Source organism: Eubacterium ramulus ATCC 29099 (assembly GCF_000469345.1).
Taxonomy (GTDB): domain Bacteria; phylum Bacillota; class Clostridia; order Lachnospirales; family Lachnospiraceae; genus Eubacterium_I; species Eubacterium_I ramulus.
Genome location: NZ_KI271135.1, coordinates 128,203 through 130,981 on the forward strand (window position 1 = coordinate 128,203; position 2,779 = coordinate 130,981).

At 44.8% G+C, this 2,779-nt stretch carries 3 protein-coding genes; all 3 read right to left on the reverse strand.

Annotated elements, in window-relative coordinates; genetic code table 11:
* A partial coding sequence (locus HMPREF0373_RS09905) for an electron transfer flavoprotein subunit alpha/FixB family protein (protein WP_021739572.1) occupies positions 1–785 on the reverse strand: 785 nt, incomplete at its 3' end.
* Between the two features lie 18 nt (positions 786–803).
* Entirely contained in the window at positions 804–1,595 is a 792-nt protein-coding gene (locus HMPREF0373_RS09910) for an electron transfer flavoprotein subunit beta/FixA family protein (RefSeq protein WP_021739573.1), read from the reverse strand.
* Between the two features lie 14 nt (positions 1,596–1,609).
* Positions 1,610–2,776, reverse strand: a complete 1,167-nt coding sequence (locus HMPREF0373_RS09915; protein ID WP_044963783.1) for an acyl-CoA dehydrogenase — start codon at positions 2,774–2,776, stop codon at positions 1,610–1,612.
* Positions 2,777–2,779 lie beyond the last annotated feature (3 nt).

Genomic DNA, 2,779 nt, shown 5'->3' on the forward strand with positions numbered 1-2,779 from the left:
GATACAGTACCGCCAACAACCTCAGCCAGCTCTTCGAGCATCTTGAAGTTCTCCGGTGTTCCAACTCCACGTCCGCCGGATACAAGGATCTTTGCATCCTGGATGTCTACTACGTCAGCTACGTTCTTAACAACGTCAAGAATCTCAACGTATTTGTTGTCCGGTGTGAAGCCCGGGTTGTACTCGATCACTTCCGGTTTTGCATCAGCGATCGGATCGATCTTCTGCATAACACCCGGACGAACAGTTGCCATCTGCGGACGGTTATCCGGGCAAGCGATTGTTGCGATTGTATTTCCACCGAAAGCAGGACGTGTCATCAGTAACTGATTATGTTTCTGCTCTTTACCCGGCATTGGGTTCAGTGGGAAATCACCGATCTCAAGTAAGGTACAGTCAGCTGTCAGACCTGTCTGGACACGTGCGGATACACGCGGGCCAAGGTCACGGCCGATTGCTGTTGCTCCTACTAACATGATCTCCGGTTTGAACTCATTGATCACAGATGCAAGTGCATGTGTATACGGCTCTGTTCTGTATACCTCAAGTTCTTTGTCATCTACAACGATAACTTTATCTGCACCGTAAGCACCAAGCTGAGCTGCAAGGTCTTTTACGTTATGTCCAAGTAATACTGCTACTACTTTCTCATTTAAATCATTTGCAAGATCTTTTGCTTTTCCAAGTAACTCAAAAGCGATCGGGCTGATCTCATTATCAACCTGCTGAGCGAATACATATACGTCTTTGTACTGCTCAATTAAGGATTGTTCCATTGCTGCCATTGTTATTTCTCCTTTCTCTTACAGTCCGCATACATGTTTCTCTGTCATCTTACCAAGCAGATAAGAAACAGCTTCTTCTGTATCCAGTGTGATTTTCTCTCCAGCACCTTTTCTTACTTTGTCGGATGCTTTTGCGATCTTTGTCGGAGAACCTGCAAGACCCATGTTTCCATCTTCCAGTGTCTTCAGTTCTGCTCTTCCCATTGTTGTGATCTCTGCTTCGCATGCATCAAAGATTCCGCCCGGTGTCATGTATCTCGGGTCATTGATCTCTGCAAGGCATGTGATCAGACAAGGCATCTGAGCTTTTACTACATGATATCTGTCATCATACTGACGCTGTACTTTTACAGCATCTCCCTCGATCTCGATCTTACGTGCGTAAGAGATTACCGGGATATCAAGATGCTCAGAGATCTGTGGTCCAACCTGTGCAGTATCACCATCGATCGCCTGACGGCCTGTGATGATCAGGTCGTAATCGCCCATCTCACGGATTGCTGCTGCGATTGTGGAAGATGTAGCCCATGTATCAGCACCACCAAGGCATCTGTCTGTTACCAGAACTGCATTGTCAGCACCCATTGCTAATGCTTCGCGTAATGTATCGCCAGCTTTCGGAAGTCCCATTGTTAAAACAGTAACTTCTGCGCCATACTGGTCTTTTAATCTTAAAGCAGCCTCAAGACCTGCTTTATCATCCGGGTTCATGATTGTGAGCATTGCTGCTCTGTCAAGAGTTCCGTCCGGATTGAACTTTACTCCACCTGCTGTATCAGGTACCTGTTTAATACAAACAATAATCTTCACGATTGTTTTCCTCCTTACTTAAGTAATGCACCAGAAATAACCATACGCTGAACTTCACTTGTTCCTTCGTAGATCTCTGTGATCTTAGCATCACGCATCATACGCTCAACATCGTACTCTCTGATGTAACCATAACCACCATGTAACTGTACGCATTTTGTTGTAACTTCCATTGCAACTTCTGCTGCGTAAAGTTTTGCCATAGCAGCTTCTACAGAATAAGAAACTTTTGCACCGGCCTGGTACTCATCTTTCTTTAATGCAGCTCTGTATACCATTAACTGAGCAGCTTTTACTTTTGTAGCCATGTCTGCTAACTGGAACTGTGTGTTCTGGAACTGAGCGATGCTTCTGCCGAACTGTTTTCTTTCTTTTACATATGCGATTGTTGTCTCTAATGCACCCTCTGCAAGACCAAGTGCCTGTGCAGCGATACCGATACGTCCGCCATCCAGTGTATGCATAGCGATGTTGAAACCTTTACCCTGTTTTCCAAGAAGGTTCTCTTTCGGGATACGGCAATCTGTGAAGATTAACTCATATGTGGATGAACCACGGATACCCATTTTTTTCTCTTTTACACCAAATGTAAATCCTGGTGTTCCTTTTTCAACGATGAAAGCAGAGATCTCTTTCATTGTTCTGCCACGTTTTTCAATTTTGCCTGTAACAGCGATTACGATATATACGTCAGCTTCTTTACCGTTTGTGATGAAGCATTTGGATCCGTTCAGAACCCACTCATCGCCATCTAAAACAGCTTTTGTCTGCTGACCCTGGGCATCTGTACCTGCCATCGGCTCTGTCAGACCGAAAGCGCCCAGTTTTTTACCGGAAGCAAGGTCCGGAACATATTTCTCTTTCTGCTCTGGTGTACCAAATGTAAGGATCGGGTCTACACAAAGGGATGTATGTGCAGATACGATAACACCTGTAGTACCACAAACTTTTGATAACTCCTCTACGCACATAGCGTATGTAAGGATGTCACAACCCTGTCCACCGAGCTCCTTCGGTACAGGAATACCAAGGAAGCCATATTTAGCCATTTTCTCAACGGTTCCAGTTGGGAATTTTTCAGTTTCATCAACTTCCTGAGCAAGTGGTTTTACTTCGTTCTCAGCGAATTCTTTGAAAAGGCTTCTTGCCATTTCGTGTTTCTTACTTAATCCGAAATCCATTTT